This is a genomic window from Sphingomonas sp. PP-F2F-G114-C0414 (genome assembly GCF_003688595.1).
Classification (GTDB): Bacteria; Pseudomonadota; Alphaproteobacteria; order Sphingomonadales; family Sphingomonadaceae; genus Sphingomonas.
Genome location: NZ_RCWT01000010.1, coordinates 566,661 through 591,182, shown reverse-complemented (window position 1 = coordinate 591,182; position 24,522 = coordinate 566,661). Strand labels below are relative to the sequence as shown.

Here is a 24,522-nt window from a genome sequence, read left to right as displayed (position 1 = left end):
CATCGTCGGATCCGTTAGGTCTTTTGTCGCAGTATGATGCTATGATCCGTCGGCAGTAAGGATCGGGACGGCCGGGAGCGCACGGCGACCAAACGGGACGAATGGCGTGACAGAAGCTTTTGACCGGTCGACGACGACTGACACCGCGGCCGACGCGCAGGACACATCCTCTCCAAATGCGTCGGGCAACCGCGTCGGCAGCCGCGACAGCCTGTTTCTCATGGCAAAGCTCAGGCTGGCGGACGAGCGGAGGCCTCGTGAGGTTCGCGTCCGCAATCTTTCCGAGCGCGGAGTGATGCTCGAACTGGACAAGGTCGTCGCGATCGCAACGCCGGTACTGCTGGAACTGCGCGGGCTCGGGGAAATCGGCGGCAAGGTCGCATGGTGCACCCAGGGTCGCATCGGCGTCGCGCTCGACTCGCCGATCGATCCCAAGAAAGCCCGCAAGGTTGCCGGTGTGTCGCAATCGGCCAATACGCCTTTCTATGCCAAGGCAACGACCGAACGCTGATCGCGCGGACTGCCTCGCAGTGTCCCCCCGGACCAGCGTCCGGGGAGTGCTGCGGTAATGAAAGGCAGCGGATCAGAGGCTGACGATTTCCTCTTTCAGCTTGAGTTTCTGTTTCTTCAATCCTGCCAGGATGGTCGCATCGGGCAAAGGCCGGTGAGCTTCGGCTGCAATCCGTTTATCGAGCACGGCGTGCTTGGTTTCCAGAGCTGTCTGATGCGTCGTCTGCACGGTAGGATACCTCCTGCATTCGGGTTGGGGAGCAGAGTAAACCACTGTGTCATCGAAATGTCTTCATCGGAAATGGACCAAATCGATTGAACGACCGGTTTTCCGCGATGACCGGTGCACGGATCGCAGATCGTCCCATTGCCGCAAATCGCCGGCTCGGTCGGTTTAGCGCTCGCGCCGGTCGGCGGATTTGCTAAGGGGCATGGCAGCAGCCAGTAATACCGGGGGACGAGGTGGACGAGGCGCAGACCAAAGCTCAACTCGAAGCCATGCGCATCGAGCATCGCGATCTCGACGACGCGATCGCGGCGCTGGCGGCCAAGCCCGTGCCCGATCAGCTGCAGATGGCGCGATTGAAGAAACGCAAGCTGCGGCTCCGCGACGAGATTGCCGCGCGCGAGGATATGCTGATCCCCGACATCATCGCGTGATCGCCGTCGTCGTCTAACGCGTTCCACGCTCAAATCAGGAGCCGTCGCACCGAACGACGCATTTCGGGACAGATCTTGGTTAACGCGGCGTTCGCCATGATGGGCTAGGCGGGCCCGCTATGCCATCGCGCTGTCCATGACTGACTCTCGACACGAAACGCAGATGCATCGTCGGTTGATCGACGCGCTGTATAGCGAATCGATGCTGCTGGCCGACGAAGCGCGCGCCTATTTCGATGAAGTGGGTCGCAACGAGCGCGACGGGCTCGATCCGTTCGTGCGCGTCGGTTTCAGTTGCGAATCGCTCAAGGTCACGACGCGTCTCATGCATGTGATCGCGTGGCTGCTGACGCAGCGCGCGGTTCAGGCTGGCGAATTGGACATCAAGGATGCGCTCGATCCGTCGCGCCGCCTGGGAGATGGGCCGGTTACCGACAGGGTTCTGCTTGAATCCCTGCCGGCCCGTGCGCGTGCGTTGATCGACTCGAGTACGGACCTGCATCGACGGGTCGCACTGCTGGACGCCGCGCAATCGCTGCCCGACACGCTGCCGAGTGCGGTACGTTCGATGCATCGGCGGCTGGCCCAGGCATTCTAGGCGGCCGATGCACCGCGATATCGTGCATCGGCCGCGGTCCGCGGCAAGAGTTGGTCGCGATCAGCTGATGTGTACGGTCTTGGTGATCAGGTGTGCGGCAACGCCTTCCGGACCGTCCTCGGAGCCGTGGCCGCTGTCCTTGATCCCGCCGAACGGGCTGTCGGGATAGCTGAGCCGGACGTTGTTGATCGCGATCATCCCCGCTTCGATCGCGTCGCCAAGCATGTTCTGCCGGCGTCCATTCTCAGTGAAGCAATAGGCCGCCAGACCGAACGGCAGGCGGTTGGCTTCGGTGATCGCGTCCTCGTCGGTCGCGAAGCGGCTGAGTAGCGCAATCGGGCCGAACGGCTCCTCGTTCATCGCGCGCGCCGATAGCGGCACGTCCGACAACACGGTAGGCTGGAAGAAGAACCCGCCGCTGCCGCCATACTCGCCGCCCGCCAGCAGCTTGGCACCGTGATCGGTCGCATCGCCGACCAGTTCGGCGATCGCCTCAGGTCGGCGCGCATTGGCCATCGGGCCCATCTGGCTGGTCGCGGCCATCCCGTCGCCGACCTTCAACGCGCGAGTCCGTTCAGCAAAGCCTGCGGCGAACCGGTCGTAGATGCCGTCCTGGACGTGGAAGCGGGTCGGTGCGACACAGACCTGCCCCGCGTTGCGAAACTTGTGCGCGACCAGCGTGTCGAGCGTCTTGTCGAGATCGCAATCGTCGAACACCAGTACCGGACCGTGCCCGCCAAGCTCCATCGTCGTCCGCATCATCGTGTCGGCGGCGAGCTTCATGAGCGCCTTGCCGACCGGGACCGATCCGGTGAAGCTCAGTTTCCGCGTGATCGGCGACGCCAGCAGATGGCGCGAGACCATGTCGGGGACGCCGAACACGCACTGCGCGACGTCGCCGGGAAGCCCGGCATCCTGGAAGCACTTCAGCACTTCGACCGCGCTGCCCGCGGTTTCCTCGGACGGCTTGATGATGATCGAGCACCCCGCCGCGAGTGCGGGCGCGATCTTGCGGACGACGTTCATCACCGGGAAGTTCCAGGCGCAGAACGCGGCGACCGGACCGACCGGTTGATGCAGGACGAGGCTGCGCGTGCCCGACGGACGCGGGAGCACGCGGCCATAGATGCGCTGCGCTTCGCCAGCATGGAAGTCGAGCAGCGCCGCGGCGAACGCGACCTCACCCTTCGCCTCGGCCTGGATCTTGCCCTGTTCGAGCGTAGCGATCAGGGCGATGTGATCGGCACGCTCGCGGAGCAATTGGGCGGTGCGGATGAGGATCGCCGCGCGCTTTTCCGGCGGAGTCGCACGCCAGGCGATAAACCCGCGCTGGGTCGCCTCCAAGGCGCGGTCGAGATCGGCTGCGGTCGCCAGCGGCAACGCGGCCTGACCCGCGCCGGTCGCTGGATTGAGCACGTCGCGCGTCTCGCGCCCGCCGCCGCTCACCCATTCGCCAGCGATGTACAGGCCGAGGCTCGTGTCATAGGCCGTCGTCATAGATCGTCTCCATCCTTGTTGCGGGGCGTTGCGCACTGGTGGGTCGCGCTTTGCCTGAACGTGAGGCCACGCACTGCCCATCGCGAGTACATCGTCGGGGCGTCGCCGAGGCGCAACCCCGTGCGGGACGTGCGTCGCGCTGGATGCCCACCGATGCGCGACCAATGGTCGTGTCGACGATCTTGGTGCATGCTCGCCCGTCTATGGCGAAGAAGAAGTATCTGCTGACCGCGACCTTGCCGGACGGGTATGTGAAGACGATCGGCCCGACGGCGACGCCGTTCACGCATTACTGGCGGCTGGTGGCGCATCTCGGCGGCGGGCGGACCGAGGTGTTCTGGGGCCATACCAAGTCCCTCGCCGAGGCCCGCCGCAAGCGTGCTGCCGCAAGCGATCCCGGCATTTCGCGTGGCTGGGATCGGTATGATTTCGAGATCGTCGAACTCGTTCGATCCACGGACTAGCGCGCTTTCGGTCATCGGCGCGACGCGCGATCGGGAACGTCCACGCCGTCCCTGCGCTCTGATACGGCGTACCAGGACAGGATTGATGACATGAAGATCGGTTTTATTGGCCTCGGCCAGATGGGCAGCGCGATGGCCGCCAATCTGCTCAAGGCTGGGCATGACGTGACGGTGTGGAACAGGTCGGCGGACAAGGCCGCCAAGCTCGTCGAAGCAGGCACTCACTTGGCCGAGAAGCCGGCCGATGCGGCGCAAGGCGAGGTGGTGATGACCATGCTCGCGGACGATCGCGCGCTGGAGGCGGTGGTGTACGGCGAGGGGGGGATCCAAGACGCCCCCGCGCTGCACGTGTCGCACAGCACGATCGGCATCGCGCTGGCGGATCGGCTCACCGCCGAGGCGAGCAACGGCTTCGTATCGGCGCCGGTGTTCGGCCGTCCGGTCGCGGCGGAGGCCGCCAAACTGTTCGTGATCGCTGCCGGCGCGCCGGCCGACCTCGATCGCTGCGAGCCGCTGTTCGCCGCGATCGGGCAGCGGACGTTCCGCATCGGCGACACGCCGTCGGCCGCGAACCTCGTCAAGCTCAGCGGCAATTTCATGATCATGGCGGCGGTCGAGGCGATGGCGGAGGCGATGACGCTGGCCGAAAAAGGCGGCGTCGATCGCCGGACGTTGCTCGACGTGCTGACCGGCACGCTGTTCGGCGCGCCGATCTACCAGACCTATGGCGACATCCTCGTCGAGGACCGGTTCCACCCCGCCGGGTTTGCCGCGCCGCTCGGCCTCAAGGACATGACGCTAGCCGATACCGCGGCGACCACGCTACGCGCGCCGATGCCGATCCTGGGTATCGTCCGCGACCATTTGCGCTCGGTGATCGCCAGCGAGGGCGAGGATGTCGACTGGGCGGGCGTCGCGCTGGCGGTTCGGCGCGGTGCAGGTATCGCCTAGCCGCGGGCTAGGGCCGGTGGCGAGGCGGCGATCGCCGTCGCCAGCGGAGCAGACCGGTGACCAGCATCGCGCACGGTACCAGTCCGGTCACGAACGCCAGCCACCGCCCGATCAGCCCGAATGCTTCGCCGCCGTGTAGCGGGTGCAGCCAGCTCAGCACCGTATCGCCGCTGGCGTCGGCGAGCCCGTCGCGGACGGCGAGGATCCGGCCGGTATACGGGTCGAGCCAGACGTTGGTACGCGGGAACCGGCGGCTCGGCTCGCCCGGCCGCGCCAGATTGATCCGGATCGGCGCCGTAGTCGTTGCCGGTGTCTCGATCCAGGCAAGCGCGCCGTCGGGAAACCGGCGCTGGGCGACTGCGATCAGGCGGTCGACCGGCGGCGCGCGGCCCACCGGTTCGACCGTAAGCGCAGGCACATGGAAGAGCGGCGAAGCGCGGGCGATCAACGGTCGGGTCTGGTCGGGCAGGTCGAGCAGGACTCCGGTCGCGGTGATCGCGAGCAGCGGGATCAACCCGATCAGCCCGGTCAGCTTGTGGAGATCGTAGAGCCGGCGGATCGCGGCGGCGGGGCGCTTGAACCGCAGCGCCCGCCACCATCCACCCGGTCTCGGCCACCACGCCCAGAGCCCGCTGGCGATCAGGACGAGCATTGCGATGCCGGCGATGCCCATCGCGATGCCGCCCGGTTCGCCGAGCAGCAGGCGATAATGCAGGTCATAGATCCAGGTCACGACGGTATCGCCCCAGAACCCGGTCCGGATCGTCGTCAGGCGGACCGGGTCGATCCACAGCAGCAGCGGCGCGAACGCACGCCCCGCGGTCTCCTTCGGCGTGTAGTAGCGGACCGGGATCGCGCCGCCGCTCGGGTCGATCTCTATCCGCCAGGCACCGGTTCGCGAAGGATGCTCGCGGTGCAGCGTATCCACGACCGCCTGCCACGATGGCGGGCGCGTACCGTCCGGCACTGCGCGTAACGCCGGGCTGAAGGCGGCGTCGATCTCGGGGTAGAAGACGAGTGCACTGCCGGTCAGGCCAGCGAACGCGAAGATCAGTCCGACCGAAAGACCGAGCCACAGATGGATGTGACGAACGACGACGCGCGCCGATCGTGGCCGGGCGGGAATCGGGGCGGCGATCGGGGCGGTAATCCGGGCGGGCATCAGAGCCGCAGCCGCACCGCGCCGAACAGCGCGCGCGGATCGGCCGGGGCGTGGAGCCGCTGCGTGCCGTCGTACCAGACATATTCATAGTGGTCGTTGGCGAGGTTCTTGACCTGCAGCGACAGTTCGACGTGCGGCGTCACGGCATAGGCGACCTCGGCGTTGAGCACGACATAGCTGCCATAGCGCCCCTGCGTGTTGGCCGGGTTGAGTTCGTAGCTCGACTGGCCATTGCCCCAGAGCGACAGCCGCAACCGGTCGATCGCCGTCACGTCGAGCCCGCCCGAGACGACGTTCTGCGGGACATGATCGATCGCGTTGCCGGCTTGCGACGGCGTTGCGGGGTCGGGCGTGACGATCGTCGCGGTCTGGTGCGAATAGCTGCCCCACAGGCCGACGCCGCGCGCGGGTTTGACGTCGAGCTGGAGATCGATTCCGCGCCGCCGGGTCTTGCCGAGATTGTCGAAATCGCCCGACGGGTCGTTCAGCCGTCGCTTCAGTTCGCCGCTTGCGGTCTGCTGCCACAGCGCGACGCGCGCCTCGAGCCAGCGACCCCGTGCGACCTTGATACCGCCTTCATATCCTTCGTTGATCGAGGGGGCGACATCGACGGTGCGCGGCGGCACCAGATAGGCGCCCGAGCCCGCACCGATCTGGAACGTCCGGCCATAGTTCGCATAGAGCGTGACATCGCGGACCGGGGTGATCGCCACGCTCAGCTTGGGCTGGCTGATCGTGCCATAGTCGTTGATCGGCGCGGTGGTTCCCGCAAGTCGGTTGGCGAAATGCCCGTCGACCCGGTCGACCCGCCACGCCGGCGTGATCTTGAGCCAGGCGGTCGGCTCGATCACTGCTTGGAGATAGCCGCCATACACGGTCAGGCCGAATTGCTGGTCCCGCGTCTGGCTGGTGATGACGCGGCGGTCGGTCAACCAGCGCAGGCTGCGATTGTCCTGCACCTGGATGTCGCCCCCCGCCTCGATCATCAGCGCGTGGATAAAGTCGACATGCGGATGATAATGCAGCGCGACGATGCCGCCATATTGCCATTCGTCGGTCAGCCGCCGCTGCTGCGCGACGCTGGCCGAGAACCGGACATAGCGGTCGTCGGTGAGGCTGTTCGCATAGCCCTTCGCGCTGAGCGCCAGCGTGTCGGCCAGGTCCGAATCGAGGTGGAGGCTGTACTGGCCGATCCGACGCTTGCCGCCATCGGTTTCGGACACGGCATAGGATCGCTGCCGGTCGGTGTAGGCGTCGGCGTCGGTGAGATAGCCCGGTTCCTGTGCGGTCGCGGTCGAGTAGCGGACGATCGCACCCAGCCGGGTCGCGCCGAAATCGTAGAACCATTTGCCCGCGAGATTGAGGCGATCGAGATCGGCATGGTCGCGATAGCCGTCGGTGCGGCGATAGCTGACGAGGTAATTCTGGCTGAACTTGCCGCGTTCGAGACCCGCCGACACCTGGCCATCGGCGGTTCCGAACGCGCCGCCGATAACGCGCGCGTCGAGGTAATTGCCGCCGATCCGGGTCAGGATGTTGGCGTTGCCCGCGATGTTGTTCAGCCCCCAGCGCGGATCGGACGTGCCGCGCACCAGTTCGATCCCGGCGATGTCGAGCGGCGCGACCATGTCGATACCGGTCATCCCGCCGGCATTGTCGTTGGTCGGGACGCCGTCGATCATCAGCTTGACGGCGTTGATCTCTCCCTCGCCGTTGAACCCGCGGATCGAGAAGCGACCCGATGTCGTGCCCTGGTTGAAATCGGTCAGCACGACGCCCGGCAGCCGCGCGAAGATCTCCCAGGCGTTGTCGACCGACTGGCGCTGCGCGACGTCGCCGCCGAGCAGATCGACCGAGGTCAGGACGTTGCCGGTCGAGCGCGCCATGCTCGGCGCGGTCACGACGATATCGCCGATCGTGAAGCGCGTATCGCTCTCGGTCGGCGGGGCATTGGCGGTTTGCGCGGCACTCGGGATGGCGAAGGCGAGCAGCGGCACGACGACGGCCAGCGCCATCGTCGCCTCGTGAGGAGGCGTGAATCGAAACATCGGTAATTCCAGTGATCGGCGCGCAGCTCGGGTATGCGCGTCATGAAGCGGTGCACATCGCGCTCGGCGACATGCGTTTCAGGCGATCAGAGGTAGGCCGGCGGGCCGCGTAACGGCGGGCGCAGATACCGCGTCAGCGCGCGCGGGAGCGGTCGGACATACCGCCATGCGAGCGCCATGGCGAAGGCGATCGCGGCGATCCGCAGGACGAGATCGACGCTTTCCAGCGCGTGCGCGGTCAGGCTCGAGAACGCGCAGGGCATCTCCGCCTTGTCGTGCTTGGTCGAGCGATCGTGGTTCATCGCCAATCCGGCACCGTCGTCGTGCATGCCCGGCATCACCATCGCCTGTGTTGCCAACAGCTGGGCCGTCATGTCCTGCGGGGTCATGCCCGAGCATAGCGTGATCGCGATCCGGCCGTGCTCGCTAGACACCATGTAGCCCGAGGGCACCAGCAGCTTCATCGCCAACGCCGCCACGCACAGCAACGCTGCGAGGTAGCGATGGGACAGAGCAAGGCGGCGAAGACGGTACACGAATCGGGGGTAGCCGGGTGCGGGCGGCCTGTCACTTGGCCATCCTGTCCTCCCCGCACGGAAAGGATCAGCGGATCATGCGGGCGATCGTCTTGGCGGCCGCCGCACCATAAGGCGGCTTCAGCCCGGCAAGCTTGGCGACGTCGAGCCGCGATTGCTTGAAGACGGCGCGCGCGTGGCTGAACGTGCGGAAGCCGTCGATGCCGTGATACGCGCCCATCCCCGATGGGCCGCTGCCGCCGAACGGGAGGTCCTCCATCGAGATGTGGAAGATCACATCGTCGAGCGTCACCCCACCCGAGATCGTCCGGTCGAGCACGCGGCGTCGTTCGGCGTCGTCGCTGCCGAAATAATAGAGTCCTAGCGGTCGGTCGCGGCGGTTCACCTGCGCGATCGCGTCGTCGATACCGTCGTAGCGGCGGATCGGCAGCACCGGGCCGAAGATCTCTTCCTGCATCACGATCATGTCGTCGGTCGCGTCGCGGACGATGTGCAGCGGCATTTTCCGCGAGTTGGCGGCGCCGAAATCCTCGTTGGCGGGGTTCACGACCTCGACCGTCGCACCCTTCGCGCGCGCATCGGCGATCCAGTCGGTGAGGCGCTGGTGGTGGCGATCGTTGACCACCGACGTGTAGTCGGCGTTGGCGAGCAGCGTCGGGTACATCGCGCTGGCCGCCGCCTTGATGCCGTCGACCACCTTCGCCTCGTCCGCCGAGGGCACGAGCATGTAATCGGGCGCGAGGCAGATCTGTCCGGCGTTCATCATCTTGCCGAGCGTGACGCGTTCGGTTGCCTTGGCGATGTCCGCCGAGGCGCCGAGTATGACGGGGGACTTGCCACCGAGTTCCAGTGTCACCGGGGTCAGATTATCCGCGGCGGCGTGGAGGATGTGGCGGCCGATCGCGGTCGCGCCGGTGAAGATCAGGTGATCGAACGGGAGCGCGGAGAACGCCTTGCCGACTTCCGCATCGCCGGAGACGATCGCGAGTTCGTCCTGCGCGAAATATCTGGGGGCAATTTCCTCAAAGAGCGCGGCGGTGGCGGGCGTGTATTCGCTCGTCTTCGCCATCGCGCGATTACCCGCGGCGAACACGCCCGCGAGCGGACCGATCAGCAGGTTCACGGGAAAATTCCACGGCGCGATGATGCCGATCACACCCTTGGGCTGGTATTCGACCCAGGCCTTGGCGCCCAGCAGCCCCAGGGGAAACTGCACCGGGCGGCGGTCGCGCTGCATCCAGCGGTCGAGATGCTTGGCGGCATGCGCGATCGGCGCGAGCGAGGCACCGATATCGGTGATCATCGTCTGCTCGCGGCTCCGATGCCCGAAATCCTCCGACACCGCGTCGCAGAACCGCGCGGCATTGTCCCGCACCATCGCCGCCGCGCGCTTGAGACGATCGAGGCGGACGGCCTTGGTGACCGGAAGCTCCGCCATGAACGCTTCGCGCTGGGCAGTGAGGATGGTCTGCATGTCGGTCATCGGGGTATCCTCGAATGGGTAACGAACCCGCCTCGCAAGGTGTGCGGGGTTAAAGCGAACGCCACGCGATCGTGTGACGTTGTAGATACCGCCGCTAGTTGCGGTGCTCGGCGGGAGGCGGTGCCAACGGCTTTCGTTTGTGCTTTCCTCCCGCCGCCAAGACGATGACGGCGCTCGACAGCAGAATACTCGACACGAGAACGCCGACCGATAGCAGGCCTGCGTTGGTTACGCGGGCATCGAATTTCGTCCGTGCGCCGATCCTGATCGAGACTTCCGCGGCGTGACTGTGACCGATCGATCGGCGTTCGGAGATATCCAAGTTTTTCATCGGTAAAAACTGAACCTCCGTTGGTCATCGGGCAAGCCCTCAAGTCTTCGATAGCGGAGCGACGGCGTCGGCCCATGGGCTACGTCTTCGGGCGTGACGTTCCACCGCGTCGGCGGCGACGAAGGATGCGGGGTGGGGAGCATTGCGCTTCACGCCCCCACCGGCAAATCCCGGAACGCCTGGTCCTTGTCGACGCGGATTTCGCCGGGTAGGCCGAGGACGCGTTCGGCGATGATGTTCTTTAGGATCTCATCGGTGCCGCCGGCGATACGCAGGCCTGGCGCCCACATCGTCGCGGCGTGGAACGCGCCTTTGAGCGGGGTGAGCGCGGGGTCGGAGATGATGCCGTATTGATCGCCCGCCTCGACCGCGGTGTTGCCGATCGCCTGTAGCTGGTTGGCGGCGACGATCTTGCCGATCGAGCTTTCGGGGCCTGGGACCTGCCCCTTCGACAAGGCGGTGATCGTCCGCATCCGGGTGTTGCGCAGGCCCTCCGATTGCACCCACCAGTCGGCAAGCGTCTGGCGGAACGCGGCGTCCTTCAGCAGCGGGCCGTCTGCGCCATTGGCCTGGGCGGCGAAGGCGAGGATGTCTTCGGGCCCGACGCCGCCGCTCGTGCCGATCGCGAGACGCTCGTTCATCAGCGTGAACAGCGCGACCTTCCAGCCGCCGTCGACTGGGCCGAGGCGCTGTGCGTCGGATATGCGGACGTCTTCGAACCAGACCTCGTTGAAGCTCGACCCGCCGGACATCTGGTGGATCGGGCGGATCTCGATCCCCGGCGCCTTGAGGTCGAGCCAGAACATCGTCAGGCCCTGGTGTTTCGGCACGTCGGGGTTGGTCCGGACCAGAACGATGCCATAGTCGCTATAGTGCGCGCCCGAGGTCCAGACCTTCTGGCCGTTGATCACCCAGTCGTCGCTCCCATTCTCGTTTTTGGCGCGCACGGCTCGGGTACGGATCGCGGCGACGTCGGAGCCGCCGGCGGGCTCGGAGAAAAGCTGCGACCAGATCTCGTCGCCGCGCACCGCGGGGCCGACGAAGCGGTGCTTGGTCGCGTCGTCGGCATAGGCCATCACGGTCGGCACGCACATCCCGAGCCCGATCGTGAAATAGCTGCCGTCGACCGCGTGGCGCGCTTCTTCCTGTCCGAAGATGACGCTTTCGATCGGCGTGCCGCCACCGCCGCCCCATTCCTGTGGCCAGGTGATGCACGCATAGCCGCCGGCCGCTTTCCGCGCCTGCCACGCCTTAGCCCTGGTCATGTCGTCGGCGTAATGGCCCGCGTCATGCTCAACGATGTTCGCGTCGAGCCACGCGCGCGCGGCGGCGCGATACGTGGCTTCGACGTCGCTGTCCTTGAAGTCCATGCTCGTCCTTTCAGGCAGCGTTGCGCATTTCGAGTTGGCCGACGAGGCGTTCGCGCCACGCCGCGGGGCTGCCGGCGACGAGCGCGAGCTGGCGCGAGCGGCGGTAATAGAGGTGGCAGTCGGACTCCCAGGTGAAGCCCATCCCGCCATGCGTCTGGATGTTTTCCTTCGACGCGAACCAATAGGCGTCGGACGCGGCAACGCGCGCGGTGGCGGCGGCCAGAGGCAGTTCGGCGGCGCCCGCGTTCAGCGCCCACGCGCCGTAATACGCGTTCGAGCGCGCGAGTTCGTTCTTCACGTACATGTCGGCAAGCTTGTGCTTGATCGCCTGATACCCGCCGATCTGCCGCCCAAAGGCGTAGCGATCGAGCGCATAGCCCTTCGCCATCTCAAGACAGCGATCCGCGCCGCCAAGCTGCTCGAACGCGAGCAGGACCGCGGCCCGGTCGAACACGGCCTGCATCGCCGCGATCCCATCGTCGGTGCCAAGTTTCTCGCAATGCACGCCATTGAAGGTGAGCCGCGCCGCGCTCCGCGTCGGGTCCAGCGTTTCAAGGACTTCCGCTGTGACGCCCGACCCATTCTCGACGAGGTAGAGGCCGTCGCGCGCGAGGACGACGATCAGGTCGGCGACATCGCCGTCGGTGACGGGGATCTTGTCACCAGTGAGCTTGCCACCGGAGACGGTGGTGCGGATCGAGCGCGCGGTGACCGGGCCGGCGCCTTCGGAGGTGGCGAACGCGCCGATGACATCGCCCGCCGCGATCCTCGGCAGCCATCGGACTTTCTGGGTGTCGCTGCCGTACAGCATCAGCGCTTCGGCGACGAAATAGACGGTCGAGGCGAACGGGATCGGCGCGCAAGCCCGCCCGAGTTCCTCGGCGATCGCGCAGAGTTCGATATGGCCGAGGCCCAGTCCGCCAAATTCCTCGGGGATCGCTGCGCCGAGCCAGCCCTGTGCGCCTACCGCTTTCGACAGGTCCGCGTCATACGCTTTGGCAGGAACGTCGAGTACCGCGCGGACCCGGTCGCTGCCGCAATGCGAGGCGAGGAACTTGCGCGCTTCGTCCTTGAGGAGTTTCTGGTCGTCGGAATAATCGAAGTTCATGCGGACTCCTTAGGCTTCGCCCAATATTCGTCGCGGAGCAGGCGCTTGTAGAGTTTGCCCGTCTCATGCCGCGGCAAGGTCTCGCGAAAATCGATCCGGCGCGGCGCCTTCACATGGCTAAGGTTCGCGCGGGCGAAGGCGCTGAGTTCGGCGGCAAGCTGCATGCGATCCTCGGTCGGGTCGGCGGGGCAGACAATCGCCACCACCTGCTCGCCCATCTCGTCGTCGGGCGCGCCGATCACCGCGACGTCGGCGACCTTCGGGTGAGTGACAAGCAGGTTCTCGATCTCGGCCGGGTAGATGTTCACGCCGCCCGAGATGATCATGAAGCTCTTGCGGTCGGTGAGGTAGAGATAGCCTTCCTCGTCGACCCAGCCGACGTCGCCGAGCGTTGTCCAGCCATGCGCATTGGCGGCTTCCGCGGTCTTGGCGGGATCGTTGTGGTATTCGAACGCGCCGCCGCCCGCGAAATAGACGTCGCCTTCCGCGCGTGGAGGGAGTGCGTTGCCGTCCTCGTCGCAGATCATCGTCTGCGCGGTCAGGTTGCGGCCGACCGAGCCCTTGTGCGTCAGCCACTCCGCGCTGGAGATCGCGCAGAACCCGTTGCCCTCCGTGCCGGCGTAATATTCGCCGATGATCGGGCCCCACCAGTCGATCATCGCCTGCTTGACCGGGAGCGGGCAGGGGGCGGCGGCGTGCCATACCGCTTTCAGCGACGACACGTCGTAACGGGCGCGGACTTCGGGCGGCAGTTTCAGCAGGCGGATGAAGTGCGTCGGCACCCATTGCGCGTGCGTGATCCGATAGCGTTCAATCGCGGCGAGCGCAGCTTCGGGGTCGAAATGCTCCATCACGACGACGGTGCCGCCGACCTGGTGCACGGCCATCGACCAGCGTAGCGGCGCCGCATGATAGAGCGGCGCTGGCGAGAGATAGATCATCTCTGGCGTGAACCCGTACAGCCCCTTGCCGAGCATCACCAGTGGCGAGACATTGGTCCCGAACGGCTCGTCCGACAGCGCGTGCTTGACGCCCTTGGGCTTGCCGGTGGTGCCCGAGGAATAGAGCAGGATGCCGCCGGGCGACGGGTCGGCAATCGGCGTGGCGGGCTTTGCATCGCGCGCGGCTTCGTAGGCCGCGTAACCATCGATCGCGCCGTCGACGACGTAGCGGCGCACGTCATCGACCATCGGCACTAGCGCGGCGGCTACTTCTGCGCATCCTTTGCCCGCGATCAACACGCGGCAATCGCCATCGCGGATGATGTACGCCGCCTCACTCGCGGTGAGTTTCGAGGACAGGCAGGTGCAGTAGACGCCGGTGCGCTCGGCCGCCCACATCACCTCGAGATAGCGCGGCGAGTTGTCCATCAGCACCGCGATGCCGTCGCCGCGCTTGAGCCCGAGTGACCGGAGCAGATGCGCACCCCGGTTCGCCCGTACGTCCAAGTCGCGATACGTCACCGTCTCGCCCGTCGCCGCCATGATGTAGGCGGGCTTGTCGGGCGTCGTCAGCGCGTGCGCGACGGGGTGCATCAGACGCGCTCGATGATGATCGCCGGGGCCATCCCGCCGCCCGCGCACATCGTCACGAGCCCGCGTTTCAAGTCGCGGCGTTCGAGTTCGTCCAATATCGTGCCGATCAGGATCGCGCCGGTCGCGCCGATCGGATGGCCGAGCGCGATCGAGCCGCCATTGACGTTCACCTTGTCGCGGTCGAGCTTCAGGTCGCGGATGAACTTCTCCGCGACCACCGCGAACGCCTCGTTGATCTCCCACAGGTCGATGTCGCCGACCGTCAGCCCGGCCTTCGCCAGCACCTTCCGTGCCGCCGGAACAGGCGCGTTGAGCATCAGCGTCGGGTCGTCCCCCATGTTCGCCATCGCGACGATCCGCGCGCGGGGCTTCAGGCCGTGCTTGGCGGCATAGTCGGCGCTTGCGAGCAGCACGGCGGCGGCGCCATCGACCACGCCGGAGGAGTTGCCGGCATGATGGACATGCGCGATCTCGAGGTCGGGATAGCGGCGGTTGATCTGCTTGCGATACGTCGTGCCCTTGTCGTCGAGCGGTATGTCGGCGATCCCCGCAAACGACGGGCGCAGCGCGGCGAGGCCCTCGGCAGTCGTGTCGGGCCGCGGATATTCGTCCTTTTCGAGCACGAGCGCACCGGTATCGTCGGTGACCGGCACGAGGCTGCGATCGAAGCGCCCTTCGGCGATCGCCACCGCGGCACGGCGCTGGCTCTCAAGCCCAAGCGCTTCGAGCGTTTCGCGGTCGATCCCCTCGATACTGGCGATCGCGTCGGCGCAGATGCCCTGGTTCGATTGCGGATGCGCGGCGTCGAGCCTGGCGTTGCCCGAACCGATCCCGAGCGGCCGCTTCCCCGCCGCCATATCGTCCTGCATCATCGTCGCGGTCAGCGACATCATCTCGGTGCCGCCAGCGATCACGAGGTCTTCCATCCCGCTCATGATCTGCGCCGCGGCGAAGTTCACCGCCGTGATCCCGCCGCCGCAGAACCGGTCGAGCGTCGTTCCGCTCGCCTTCACGTCATAGCCTGCATCGAGTGCCGCCATCCGCCCGAGATCTCCGCTCTGCTCGCCACGCTGAGTCGAGGTCGACCAGATGATGTCGTCGACATCGGCGGTATCCAGCTTGTTTCGCTCGGCAATCGCCTTCAGGACGGTCGCGGCGAGATGTTGGGGGTGCATGTGCGCAAGCGCGCCCTTGCCGGTCTTGCCGATACCGCGCGGGGTACGGACGGCGTCGATGATCAGTGCCTCGGCCACATCGCTCTCCTGTTGCACCCGCCGGTTCGGTCGTGGTGCCTGGTGCCGGATTGCGTCCGGTGCCAGCACGGCGTAACATTCGTTATGGGGAATGGCTTGTCAAGCAGGGTATTGGTGGAAGACGCGACGGCACCACGGGCGGATCTGGCGCCGCGCGACTGGCTGGAAATCGGCTTGCAGTTGCTGAAGGATGGCGGGTTGCGTGCGCTGAAGCTTCGCGGTCTGGCGCAGACGCTGGGCGCATCGACGGGTAGCTTCTATCATCACTTCAAGGACTTCGACGGGTATCATGCGGCGCTCGCGGGGTATTTCGTCGAGGCGCATATCGACCCCTTGATCGTAGCGCTCTCCGCGTCGGATCTTGCGCCGGTGGAGCGGATCCGTGCGTTTGCGGACCATGTCCGCGATCACGACATGGCCCAGCTGGCGCTGGCGATGCGGGCGTGGGGAAAGAGCGACGTGCGGGCGGCGGCGGCGATCCGCGAGCATGACGAAAAGGTGATGGCGTTCCTGATCGCGGAACTGGTCGCTCACGGATTCGAGCCGGTCGAAGCCGAGATCCGCAGCTATGCGCTGCTGGCGATCGGTCTCAGCCAGGTCCATGCCAACGAGGGGATCGACCGCAGCGTGTTGCGCGAGGGATTGCTGACCCTGCTGTGCGAGCGCTAGCGTAGCGGACTGACGCGACTCCGTAAAAAAGCGGAGCGCGAAACGGGGGGATGCGGGCATGCGGACGTATGACTACGTGATTATCGGCGCGGGCTCGGCCGGCTGCGTGCTCGCCGCGCGACTAACCGAGGACCCGGCGGTGAGCGTGCTGCTGCTGGAGGCGGGCGGGCGCAACGACGGCGTGCTGGTGCGGATGCCCGCAGGAGTCGGCGAACTCATCAAGAGCAAGAATGCGAGCAACTGGGGCTTTTCGACCGAGCCCGAGCCGCATCTCGACAAACGCAGGCTGTGGTGGCCACGCGGCAAGGGGCTGGGCGGTAGTTCGTCGATCAACGGCATGATCTATACGCGGGGCCATCCGCAGGATTACGACGAATGGCGGCAGATGGGCTTGCCCGGTTGGTCGTTCGACGACGTGCTGCCGTATTTCAAGCGGCTTGAGGGGCATCATCGCGGCGAGTGCCCCTTGCATGGCGGCGGCGGGCCGCTGACGATCTCGGGCGGCGAGTCCGACAGCCCGTTCTACGACGCGCTGGTCGAGGCGGGGCGGCAGGCGGGCTATCCGGTCACCGAGGATTTCAACGGGGCGAGCCAGGAGGGCTTCGGGCGCTACGACCTGACCGTTGCGGATGGGAAGCGCTGGAGCACGGCAGCGGCGTATCTGCGGCCGGTACTGTCGCGGCGCAACCTGACCTGCGTGACGGGTGCGCGGACGACGCGGATCCGGATCGACAAGGGACGTGCGACCGGCGTCGATTACGTGCTCGACAAGGGTCCGCGCCCTGAGAGCGTGACGGTGGCGCGTGAGGTCTTGCTGTGCGCGGGGGCGGTGCAGTCGCCGCATATCCTCCAGCTGTCGGGAATCGGCGATCCGGATCGGCTGACCGCGGCGGGGGTCGGCGTGGTGCATGCGCTGCCCGGCGTCGGGGAGAATTTGCAGGACCATCTCGACGTCGTGATGAACTGGAAATCGCGTGGGCTGCGAACCGGGTACGCTATGACAAAGGGCGTGGGGATGATCGGCGTCGGGCTCAATTACCTGTTGCGCGGCAAGGGAGCGGGGCGGCAGCAGTTCCTCGAGGCAGGCGCGTTCGTGTCGTCGCGCGAGGGGCTGTCGCGGCCCGACGTGCAGATTCACGCGGTGCTCGCGATCATGCAGGACCACGGGAAGGTGAAGGCAACCGAGGACGGCTTCACGCTGCATCTTTGCCAGTTGCGGCCGCAAAGTCGCGGACGGATCGGGCTGCGCTCCGCCGATCCGTTTGCCGATCCAACGATCGTCGCGAACTATCTCGCGACTGCCGAGGATCGCCGCGTGATGCGCGCCTGCGTCGGGATCGGTCGCGATGTGGCGCGGCAGGCGGCGCTCGATCCATATCGGGCGGGGGAATTGTCGCCGGGCGAAGACGTGCGGACCGACGACGAGATCGACGCCTGGGTAAGGCGGACCGCCGAGACGATCTACCACCCTGTGGGGACGTGCAAGATGGGCGCCGCAGACGACGCGCTGGCGGTGGTCGATGCGACCTTGGCCGTGCGCGGGCTTCAGGGGTTGCGGGTGGTGGACGCCTCGGTGATGCCGACGCTGATCGGGTCCAACACCAACGCGCCGACGATCATGATCGCGGAGAAGGCGGCGGACATGATCAAGGGGCGGCAACTGGCGCGGGCTGCTTAAGGGGATTCCGTCACCTTCCGTCATCCTGACGAAAGTCAGGACCCAGAGCCACGAACGATATTGCTTGTGATCCTGGGTGCTGACTTTGGTCAGGATGGCGGGGAGGGGGGCGCGCTTCGGTTCAATCTTACCGAGGCGCCATCCGGATCGCGCCGTCCAGCCGCACATCCTCCCCATTGAAATACCCGCATTCGATCATCGTCAGCGCCAGCGCCGCAAACTCCTCCGGCCGCCCGAGCCGTTTCGGAAACGGTACCGAAGCCGCCAGCGCATCGCGGACCTGCTGCGGGGCCGCCGCCAACAGCGGCGTGTCGAAAATCCCCGGCAGGATCGTGTTCACGCGGATCCCCTCGCTCATCAGGTCGCGCGCGATCGGCAAGGTCATCCCGACCACCCCTGCCTTCGACGCGGAATACGCAGCTTGGCCCATCTGGCCATCCTCCGCCGCCGCGCTCGCCGTGTTGACGATTGCCCCCCGCTCGCCGTCCTCACCCGGCTCCAACGTCAGCATCCCAGCTGCCGATTTGGCGAGACAACGGAACGTGCCGACGAGGTTGATCTGGATGATCCGGTCGAACGCATCGAGCGGGAAATGCTTGATCGAGCCGTCCTGCTTCGATCGCCCCGCCGTCTTCGCCGCATTCCCCGTGCCCGCGCAATTGACCAGGATCCGCTCCTGACCATGCGCCGCACGCGCCGCCGCGAACCCCGCATCGACGCTGTCGTCGGACGTGACATCGACCTTGCAGAACACCCCGCCGATCTCGTCCGCCAACGCCTTGCCCTTGTCCGCCTGGAGGTCGAAGATCGCCACTTTCACGCCCTTGGCGGCCAGCGCGCGCGCCGTGGCGGCGCCCAGGCCAGACGCGCCGCCGGTCACGACTGCTGCACTGTTTGCGAGGTCCATGCATCTCTCCTGTCAAAGCGCCGGGATCCGCGCCCCGGTTGCAGAACATTAGTTATGCCGGTATCCGGGACTTGCCAAGCCGGCATGTCGCTGAGGATCCGACGATGAGCCACGCCATGTTGCAGAACGCCAGTCCGCACTGGCTCCCGCGTCAGCAAAAAGGCGCGCTCGATCACATCCCCGGCAGCTATGGCCTGCCGTTCGTCGGCAACACCTTCAAATTGCTGGCGGATCCGATCGCGTTTTCGGAAGGTATGGCGGCGCGCTACGGTCCGATCTATCGCAATCGCGCACTCGGCGGCACCGGCGTGAACCTGCTCGGCCCCGACGCGAACGAGCTGGTGCTGTTCGATCGCGACAAGATCTTCTCGTCGGAACAGGGTTGGGGGCCGCTCCTCAACATGCTGTTCCCGCGCGGCTTGATGCTGATGGATTTCGACAAGCATCGCGCCGACCGGAAGGCGCTGTCGGTCGCGTTCAAACCCGAGCCGATGCGGCATTACGCGACCGAACTAGATGCGGGGATCGAGGCCGCGATCGGTGGCTGGGCCGGGCAGACCTTGCGCTTCTACGACGTGGTGAAAAAGCTCACCCTCGATCTCGCCGCGACCAGCTTCCTCGGCGTGCCGCTCGGCGCCGAAGCGGATCGAATCAACCAGGCGTTCGTCGACGAGGTGCAGGCCAGCGTCTCGCCGATCCGCAAACCCTGGCCTGGCACGCAGATGCGCAAAGGCGTAAAGGCCCGCGCCTATCTGGTCGACTTCTTCGAGCGCGAGATTCCCGCACGACGCACCGGAAACGGCCAGGATTTCTTCTCGCAATTCTGCCGCGCGACCGATGACGACGGCGCGCCGCTGTCCGCGCTGGCGATCGCCGACCACATGAACTTTCTGATGATGGCCGCGCACGACACGATCACCTCGTCCGCGACCAGCCTGGTGATGCTCCTCGCGCGCAACCCGGAGTGGCAGGAGCGGCTGCGCGAAGAGGTCGCGTCACTTGATCCGGCCGTGCCGCTGACCGAGCAACTCGATCGGCTCGTCCTCACCGAATACGCGTTCAAGGAATCGCTGCGGATGATGCCGCCCGTCCCGTCGATCCCGCGGCGCGCGCTCAAGGATTTCAGCTTCGGCGGCTATGACATTCCCGCCGGGACGAGCGTCGGCACGGGCATCACCTATACGCACCGCATGGCCGAGCATTGGCCCGATCCCGACAAGTTCGACCCGCTCCGCTTCACGCCCGAGGCATCGAAGGGCCGCCACCGGTTCGCCTGGGTGCCGTTCGGCGGCGGCGCGCATATGTGCATCGGCTTGCATTTCGCGACGATGCAGATGCGCCTGCTGATCGCGCATCTGCTCCTGCGCTACCGGATCGAGGCGGCGGCGGGCAGCGGCGACGCATGGCAGGTGTTCCCGATCCCGCGGCCGAAGGATGGTTTGCCGGTCACGTTCGTACCGCTTGCCTCCACGTGATAATGTGTCATCGTACCGCGGTTCGTACGAAGGAGCCGTTCGTTGCGCTTGACCCTTGCCCTCCTCCTGCTCGCGGCGACGCCGGCCTTTGCCCAGCAACAGCCGGCCGCTCCGGTGCCGGACGCACCGACGCGCAGCTTCACCGCTAGCGACCTATTCGGCCTGACGATCGCCGCCGATCCGCAAATCAGCCCAGACGGCAAGACGATCGTCTACGTCCGCCGCACCGGCGACGTGATGACCGACACGATGCAGTCCTCGCTCTGGCTGATCGACGTCGCGAGCGGGCGCCAGACGCCATTCGCCACCGACGGCAGCAGCCCGCGATGGTCGCCCGACGGGGCAAGGATCGCCTATGCCGCGCGCGACGGCGAGGGATCGCAGCTCTTCGTCCGATGGACCGGCGGCGCCCAGAGCGCGCGCGTAACGAGTTTCCCCGGTGATCCGCAGGCGCTCGCGTGGTCGCCCGACGGGACCAAACTCGCCTACATCGCGACGGTGGCGGGCGAGGGCACCAAGCTTGGCACGCAGCCGCCCAAGCCCGAGGGCGCGAAATGGGCCGAGCCGCTGACGATCATCGACCGGGTGAACTACCGCAACGACGGGCCGGGCTATGTGAAGCCGGGCTACGACCACCTCTTCGTGGTCGGCGCCGACGGGGGCGCGGCTCGGCAGCTCACATACGGAAAGTTCGACGATGGCGGCCCGCTGTCATGGACGCCCGACGGCCGCAGCATCGTCTTCGCAGCGATTCGCGGGCCTGCCGCCGACCGCCAGGTGATGAATTCCGACGTGATAGCGGTCGATGCGACGAGCGGCACGATGCGGACGTTGACCACGCGCGACGGCCCCGACGCGCAGCCACGCGTTTCGCCAGACGGCAGCAAGATCGCCTGGCTCGGCTTCGACGACAAGCGCCGCAGCTACGAGAACACGCAGCTTTATGTCGGCGACCGCGACGCCGCCTCGCCCCGCTCGCTCACCGCGACGCTCGACCGCGCGATCGAGGACGCGGTGTGGTCCGCCGACGGTCGCAGCCTCTATGCAAGCTACGACGATCACGGCCAGCGCCGCGTCGCACGCGTCGGTGTCGATGGCCGCGTCACGCCGCTGATCGACAATGTCGCGGGTGGCGGGCTCGACCGCCCCTATACCGGCGGCGAGTTCTCCGTCTCGAAGGGCGGGACGATCGCCTATACCGGCGGCGACGCGAGCGCCCCCGCCGACGTCTGGGTGCTGGCGGGCGGTAAACCCCGACGCCTGACGACGCTCAACGCGGTGCTGACCGGATCGAAGGCGCTCGCGCCGGTGCGCAAGATCGCGGTGACGGCACCCGATGGTCGCCCTATCGACGCATGGCTCGCCACGCCGCCGGGCCGCGTCGCAGGTCAGCGCGTGCCGCTGATACTCGAGATCCACGGTGGTCCGAACGCTGCCTATGGCCCCGGTTTCGCGACCGACATGCAGCTCTACGCCGCGGCGGGCTATGCAGTGCTTTGGACCAACCCGCGCGGTTCGACCTCCTATGGCGCCGAGTTCGCCAACCTGATCGACAAGACCTATCCCGCTGCGGACTATGACGACCTGATCGCGTCGGTCGATGCGGCGATCGCGGACGGCACCGCCGATCCGGACAATCTGTTCGTGACCGGCGGTTCTGGCGGCGGGCTGCTGACCGCGTGGATCGTCGGCAAGACCGACCGGTTCAAGGCCGCCGCGACGCAGAAGCCGGTGATCAACTGGATCAGCGAGGCGCTGACGATGGACAACACGCTGTTCACTTCGCGCTACTGGTTTACCAAGCTGCCGTGGGAGGATCCGATGAGCTATTGGAACCGCTCGCCGCTGAGCATCGTCGGCAACGTCAAGACGCCGACGCTGGTCGTGGTCGGTGGCGACGATTACCGGACGCCGGTGAGCGAATCCGAGCAATATTACGCCGCGCTCCAGATCCGTGGCGTGCCGACCGCGCTCGTAAAGGTGCCAGGCGCGAGTCACGGCGGCCTCGCCGCACGCCCGTCGCAATCCGCGGCGAAGGCGTCGGCGATCATCGCCTGGTTCGATCGATACCGGAAACCGGCAGGCGCAACGACGCCGTTACAGGGAGCTGCACAGTGATGATACGATACATGATGCTCGCTGGCGTGGCGCTGGTCTCGACGGCGGCGGTCGCGCAGGTCCAACCGCCGCGCGTCGCGAAGAAGCCGTTCCAGGTGATGTCGCCCAACGGCGCGCGTGAGGACGATTATTACTGGCTGCGCGACGACACGCGGGAGAACCCGGAGATGCTCGCCTATCTCGCCGCGGAGAATGCGTATGCGGATGCGCAACTCGCGTCGCTGAAGCCGCTCCAGGCCAAGCTTTACGAAGAGACCGTCTCGCATATCAAGCAGGACGACGGTTCGGTTCCGTACGCGAAGAACGGCTATTACTACGGCTCGCGGTTCCAGACCGGGGCGGATTATCCGATCCTCGAACGCCGCAAGGGCAGTCCTGCCGCACCCGCCGAAACGCTGTTCGACGAACCGGCGATGGCGAAGGGCCACAGTTTCTTCGCGCTGAGCGACTGGGCAGTGAGCCCCGACAACGCCCGCGTCGCCTGGGCCGAAGACACCGTCGGCCGTCGCCAATACGTGCTCAAGGTCAAGGACCTCGCGACCGGCGCGACGATCGCCGACACCGTCTCGAACATAGAGCCGAACGTCGTCTGGGCAGACGACAACAAGACGTTGCTGTACGTCGAGAAAGACCCGGTCACGCTCCGCGGCTACCGCGTGAAGGCACATGTCCTAGGCACACCTGTCGCCAGCGATCGGCTGCTATACGAGGAGAAGGACGACACCTATTCGATGGAGGTCTCGCGCACCTCAGATGACAAGTTCGTCTGCATCGGCGTCGGCAGCACGGTCAGCGACGAACAACGCTGCGCCCCCGCCGCCGCACCGTTCGCGTTTACCGTGATCGCACCCCGCGCGCGCGAGTTCCGCTACAGCGCGGATCACATCGGCAATCGCTGGATCATCCGCACCAACAAGGCCGCGAAGAACTACAAGCTCGTGACCGTCGCCGACGCCGATCTGGCCAAGGGCACAGCCGCATGGCGCGATCTGACGCCGGCCAGCGACACCGTGTTCATCGAGGGGTTCAAGCCGTTCGACGGGTTCGTCGCGATCGACCAGCGCAAGGGCGGCAACCGGATGATCCGCGTGCTGAACGATGCAGGCAAGTCGACGCCGGTGACGGCGGACGAGCCCGCCTACCGGATGTCGCTCGACGTCAACGAGGAGACCGCGACGCCGTGGGTGCGCTACACCTATGGCTCGCTCGTGACGCCGACCACGACCTACGAGGTCAACGCGAAGACCGGCGAGCGCCGCGTGCTGAAGGTCGCGCCAGTGCCCGGATATGATCCCGCGAAATACGTCACCGAACGCGTCTGGGCGCCCGCGCGTGACGGCACGCGCATCCCCGTGTCGCTCGTCTACGCCAAGGGCACCAAGCGCGACGGCACCGCGCCGCTCTTCCAATACGCCTATGGCAGCTACGGGATATCCAGTGATCCGGCGGTCGATCCGGGCCGCATCGGCCTACTCGATCGCGGCGTGATCTACGCGATCGCGCATATCCGCGGCGGGCAGGAGATGGGCCGCGGCTGGTATGACGACGGGCATCTGCTCAACAAGAAGAACAGCTTCACCGACTTCATCGACGTCACCCGCTATCTCGTCGCGCAGAAATATGCCGCCAAGGACCGCGTCGCGGCTATGGGCGGCAGTGCTGGCGGGCTACTGATGGGCGGCGTCGCGAACATGGCGCCGGCCGACTACAAGCTGATCATCGCGCAGGTGCCGTTCGTCGACGTGGTGACGACGATGCTCGACGCATCGATTCCGCTGACGACCTTCGAGTATGACGAATGGGGCAACCCCGCGCAGAAGGCATCGTACGATTACATGCTGAGCTATTCGCCGTACGACAACGTCAAGGCGAAGGCCTATCCGGCACTCTATGTAGGCACCGGGCTGTGGGACAGCCAGGTGCAATATTACGAGCCGACCAAGTGGGTGGCGAAGCTGCGCGAACTCAAGACCGACAAGAACCCACTGCTGTTCCGCGTCAACATGGAGGCAGGGCATGGCGGCAAGTCCGGCCGGTTCGAGCGCTACCGTCAGAACTCCGAGTGGCAGGCGTTCATGCTGCAACAGCTTGGTGTCGCAAAGTAGAGGGTCTGCCGCAAAGCGAGGGATGCGACGATGTGCCGCATCCCTCGACCTGCTGACTGCCTTC

22 protein-coding genes are annotated in these 24,522 nt (G+C 66.3%); 10 read left to right on the top strand and 12 right to left on the bottom strand.

The genetic code is table 11. The features are described from left to right. Positions 1–106: 106 nt before the first annotated feature. The gene (locus tag C8J47_RS07670) at positions 107–511 is read left to right on the top strand and encodes a PilZ domain-containing protein (RefSeq protein ID WP_147454296.1); all 405 of its coding nucleotides are present in this window, start codon (positions 107–109) and stop codon (positions 509–511) included. Between the two features lie 72 nt (positions 512–583). Here the strand turns inward: C8J47_RS07670 and C8J47_RS07665 are convergent, their stop codons facing one another. After that, entirely contained in the window at positions 584–739 is a 156-nt protein-coding gene (locus C8J47_RS07665; RefSeq protein ID WP_082444127.1) for a DUF465 domain-containing protein, read from the bottom strand. A 269-nt stretch (positions 740–1,008) separates the two neighbouring features. On the opposite strand from C8J47_RS07665, the gene C8J47_RS07660 reads away from it, so the two are divergent. Together C8J47_RS07660 and C8J47_RS07655 are read left to right on the top strand one after the other, a co-directional pair. Next, the gene (locus C8J47_RS07660) at positions 1,009–1,170 is read left to right on the top strand and encodes a DUF465 domain-containing protein (RefSeq protein ID WP_082444168.1); all 162 of its coding nucleotides are present in this window, start codon (positions 1,009–1,011) and stop codon (positions 1,168–1,170) included. A 136-nt stretch (positions 1,171–1,306) separates the two neighbouring features. Then, positions 1,307–1,768: a DUF1465 family protein gene (locus tag C8J47_RS07655; protein WP_259467430.1), complete on the top strand. Its 462-nt coding sequence runs from the start codon at positions 1,307–1,309 to the stop codon at positions 1,766–1,768. A gap of 60 nt (positions 1,769–1,828) precedes the next feature. On the opposite strand, the gene C8J47_RS07650 is transcribed toward C8J47_RS07655, so the two are convergent. Beyond that, positions 1,829–3,265 carry an NAD-dependent succinate-semialdehyde dehydrogenase gene (locus C8J47_RS07650; protein WP_121885136.1) on the bottom strand — a complete coding sequence of 479 codons (1,437 nt, stop codon included), beginning with the start codon at positions 3,263–3,265 and terminating at the stop codon, positions 1,829–1,831. A gap of 203 nt (positions 3,266–3,468) precedes the next feature. Between C8J47_RS07650 and C8J47_RS07645 the strand changes: the two genes are divergently transcribed. Together C8J47_RS07645 and C8J47_RS07640 are read left to right on the top strand one after the other, a co-directional pair. Continuing rightward, complete coding sequence (locus tag C8J47_RS07645; RefSeq protein WP_121885135.1) at positions 3,469–3,729, top strand: hypothetical protein; 261 nt, start codon at positions 3,469–3,471, stop codon at positions 3,727–3,729. A gap of 90 nt (positions 3,730–3,819) precedes the next feature. Beyond that, the gene (locus C8J47_RS07640) at positions 3,820–4,680 is read left to right on the top strand and encodes an NAD(P)-dependent oxidoreductase (RefSeq protein ID WP_121885134.1); all 861 of its coding nucleotides are present in this window, start codon (positions 3,820–3,822) and stop codon (positions 4,678–4,680) included. Between the two features lie 7 nt (positions 4,681–4,687). Here the strand turns inward: C8J47_RS07640 and C8J47_RS07635 are convergent, their stop codons facing one another. The 9 genes from C8J47_RS07635 to C8J47_RS07595 form a co-directional block, all read right to left on the bottom strand. Further along, positions 4,688–5,842: a PepSY domain-containing protein gene (locus tag C8J47_RS07635; RefSeq protein WP_121885133.1), complete on the bottom strand. Its 1,155-nt coding sequence runs from the start codon at positions 5,840–5,842 to the stop codon at positions 4,688–4,690. Continuing rightward, positions 5,842–7,890, bottom strand: a complete 2,049-nt coding sequence (locus C8J47_RS07630) for a TonB-dependent receptor (protein WP_259467429.1) — start codon at positions 7,888–7,890, stop codon at positions 5,842–5,844. Before C8J47_RS07630 ends, C8J47_RS07635 begins: the two co-directional genes overlap by 1 nt. Positions 7,891–7,976: 86 nt before the next feature. Further along, positions 7,977–8,426 (bottom strand): hypothetical protein, encoded by a 450-nt coding sequence (locus tag C8J47_RS07625; RefSeq protein ID WP_259467428.1) that lies wholly within the window; start codon positions 8,424–8,426, stop codon positions 7,977–7,979. Between the two features lie 67 nt (positions 8,427–8,493). Next, positions 8,494–9,909 (bottom strand): coniferyl aldehyde dehydrogenase, encoded by a 1,416-nt coding sequence (locus C8J47_RS07620; protein ID WP_121885131.1) that lies wholly within the window; start codon positions 9,907–9,909, stop codon positions 8,494–8,496. Positions 9,910–10,003: 94 nt separating this feature from the next. Continuing rightward, entirely contained in the window at positions 10,004–10,240 is a 237-nt protein-coding gene (locus C8J47_RS07615) for a hypothetical protein (protein ID WP_121885130.1), read from the bottom strand. 149 nt (positions 10,241–10,389) lie between these two features. Beyond that, the gene (locus C8J47_RS07610) at positions 10,390–11,610 is read right to left on the bottom strand and encodes an acyl-CoA dehydrogenase family protein (protein WP_121885129.1); all 1,221 of its coding nucleotides are present in this window, start codon (positions 11,608–11,610) and stop codon (positions 10,390–10,392) included. 10 nt (positions 11,611–11,620) lie between these two features. Continuing rightward, on the bottom strand, positions 11,621–12,718 hold the full coding sequence (locus C8J47_RS07605; RefSeq protein WP_121885128.1) for an acyl-CoA dehydrogenase family protein: 1,098 nt from the start codon (positions 12,716–12,718) through the stop codon (positions 11,621–11,623). Then, positions 12,715–14,253 (bottom strand): acyl-CoA synthetase, encoded by a 1,539-nt coding sequence (locus C8J47_RS07600; RefSeq protein ID WP_121885127.1) that lies wholly within the window; start codon positions 14,251–14,253, stop codon positions 12,715–12,717. The genes C8J47_RS07605 and C8J47_RS07600 overlap by 4 nt, the downstream gene beginning before the upstream one ends. Further along, entirely contained in the window at positions 14,253–15,506 is a 1,254-nt protein-coding gene (locus C8J47_RS07595) for an acetyl-CoA C-acetyltransferase (RefSeq protein ID WP_121885402.1), read from the bottom strand. The genes C8J47_RS07600 and C8J47_RS07595 overlap by 1 nt, the downstream gene beginning before the upstream one ends. Before the next feature lie 114 nt (positions 15,507–15,620). Here C8J47_RS07595 and C8J47_RS07590 point away from each other — a divergent pair, with 114 nt between their 5' ends. Further along, positions 15,621–16,175, top strand: a complete 555-nt coding sequence (locus C8J47_RS07590; protein WP_183129048.1) for a TetR/AcrR family transcriptional regulator — start codon at positions 15,621–15,623, stop codon at positions 16,173–16,175. Between the two features lie 58 nt (positions 16,176–16,233). Continuing rightward, positions 16,234–17,853, top strand: coding sequence for a choline dehydrogenase (locus tag C8J47_RS07585; RefSeq protein ID WP_121885126.1), 1,620 nt, complete (start codon positions 16,234–16,236; stop codon positions 17,851–17,853). A 127-nt stretch (positions 17,854–17,980) separates the two neighbouring features. Here C8J47_RS07585 and C8J47_RS07580 read toward each other — a convergent pair whose 3' ends face one another. After that, positions 17,981–18,760: an SDR family NAD(P)-dependent oxidoreductase gene (locus C8J47_RS07580; protein ID WP_121885125.1), complete on the bottom strand. Its 780-nt coding sequence runs from the start codon at positions 18,758–18,760 to the stop codon at positions 17,981–17,983. Between the two features lie 104 nt (positions 18,761–18,864). On the opposite strand from C8J47_RS07580, the gene C8J47_RS07575 reads away from it, so the two are divergent. The 3 genes from C8J47_RS07575 to C8J47_RS07565 are packed head-to-tail and all read left to right on the top strand — an operon-like array spanning position 18,865 to position 24,458. Beyond that, entirely contained in the window at positions 18,865–20,235 is a 1,371-nt protein-coding gene (locus C8J47_RS07575; protein ID WP_121885124.1) for a cytochrome P450, read from the top strand. A gap of 42 nt (positions 20,236–20,277) precedes the next feature. Beyond that, complete coding sequence (locus C8J47_RS07570) at positions 20,278–22,353, top strand: S9 family peptidase (RefSeq protein WP_121885123.1); 2,076 nt, start codon at positions 20,278–20,280, stop codon at positions 22,351–22,353. Beyond that, a complete protein-coding gene (locus C8J47_RS07565; RefSeq protein WP_220683362.1) occupies positions 22,353–24,458 on the top strand; it encodes a S9 family peptidase in 2,106 nt (701 codons plus the stop codon). The genes C8J47_RS07570 and C8J47_RS07565 overlap by 1 nt, the downstream gene beginning before the upstream one ends. Positions 24,459–24,522: the final 64 nt, after the last annotated feature.